Source organism: Paracoccus binzhouensis, from assembly GCF_016446475.1.
Taxonomy (GTDB): domain Bacteria; phylum Pseudomonadota; class Alphaproteobacteria; order Rhodobacterales; family Rhodobacteraceae; genus Paracoccus; species Paracoccus binzhouensis.
Genome location: NZ_JAEHFP010000228.1, coordinates 1 through 1,741 on the forward strand (window position 1 = coordinate 1; position 1,741 = coordinate 1,741).

Sequence of the window (1,741 nt, forward strand, 5' to 3'; positions counted from 1 at the left end):
ATTGCGTGCCAAGGTCACCTCCCACGTAGAGATGATCTTGAATCACAGCCAGGCGCGCAGGGGAATCCTTTTTGTCAACACAACCTAGGTCCATGCTCCCGTTCAATGTGGCCACCGAAAAGCCGCGGCTTTCGAGGAAATCCGCAAGCATTGCCTGCGTAGGCACGAACTCGGTGAAGATCAGCACCTTCAGCTCAGGATCGTTCTCTTCCTGCTGAAGCTTGTAGATCAGCTCGAGGAGCGCCTCAGCCTTGGCGTCCGTCCCCTGTGCCTCCGTGGCGCGGGCCAGGTCGAGCAGCGTTTCGACCTCGGCCTTTTCCATCTCCCACCCCTTTGTCTGGATGGCGAGATCCACCTGGGTCTGTCCGTCCAGCTCGGCCCATTCGTCAACGTCCGCCGTTTCGAAGAGGGATGGCTGTAGTTGGGGCTGGTCCAGGAGGGCTTGACGCTTTTCGAGGGTCGCTCGTATGGCGGCTGTGCTGGATGTGACAAGTCGTTGCATCAGGATCATCAGGAAGCCGATGTGGCGCTGCTTCGCGGCCATGGCCTGGTTGTACCCGTGGCGGACATAGTCGGTGACGGCCTCGTATAGCTTTTGCTGGCTGGCGTGCCGGTCCTGCCATGCCACCGGATGCAGCCGGGTCATGCGCGGCTTGAACAGCGGTTTGCCTTCGGCGTCGATGGAGACGCGTTTTTCCGTCCGCACGACGAAGGGGCGAACCCGCTCGCTCGACACGCTGCTCTCGTCGGGGAAGGAATCCCGGTCGAGCAGCTGCATCAGCCGATGGAACTGGTCGGTCTTGCCCTGGTGGGGTGTCGCGGACAGCAGCAGCAGGTATGGCGCCGCCTCCGCCAACGCGGCGCCCAGCTTGTAACGCGCGACCTGTTCCGTGCTCCCACCCATGCGGTGCGCCTCGTCGATGATGATCAGATCCCAGGATGCCGAAATCAGGTCCTCGAAACGCTCGCGGTTGTGGGTGCTTAGCTGCTCGAGGCTCCAGCCGCGACGCCCTTCGAGCGGCTTCACGGAGTCGAGCGAGCAGATCACCTGATCATGCAGCCACCAGAGGTTTTCCTCGTCGCTGCGCCATTGGCGAAAGGCGGAGAGTTCCGCGGGCTCGATGAACTGGAAGTTCTCTCCGAAATGAAGACGCATCTCGGCCTGCCATTGCCGGACCAGCCCCTTCGGCGCGACGACGAGGATCCGCTTGGCCATGCCGCGCAGCTTGATCTCGCGTAGAATGAAACCGGCCTCAATCGTCTTGCCGAGTCCTACCTCGTCCGCGAGCAGATAACGGATCCGGTCGCGGCTCATGGCGCGGTTGAGCGCGTAGAGCTGGTGGGGTAGCGGCACGACGCTCGACTGGATCGGCGCCAGCAGGAGGTTGTCCTCCAGCGCATCCAGAAGCTTCGCCGCCGCGGCAGTGTGCAGGATGTGCTCGACCGTCGGTTGGACGGCGTCGAGCGGGCTCAGGTCGCGCGCACGGGCGCGGACGACGGCGTCCTTGCCGGGTATTTGTGTTGTTCGTGACATTTCTCCAACCAAGCAGCCATTTCGGGGCCGGCGCGGGTAATTCTGAGAAAAGCTCGCTATCGGCGACCCAGTATCTAGCTGTTTGATCCCACGGTTTGATGGTGCGATCCTTTCTTTGGCATGGAAGGGTGCCCTATGGGACAAGTTCGTCACGGAAGCGCCACGACCACGCACGCTGTCCGAGCAGCAATAATGAGGGCCTGCCCG

1 protein-coding gene is annotated in these 1,741 nt (G+C 62.1%); it reads right to left on the reverse strand.

Translation table 11 applies throughout. The features are described from left to right. Positions 1–1,534: SNF2-related protein (locus I9P22_RS24085; protein WP_199262745.1), on the reverse strand; the 1,534-nt coding region annotated here is incomplete at its 3' end. Between the last annotated feature and the right edge of the window lie 207 nt (positions 1,535–1,741).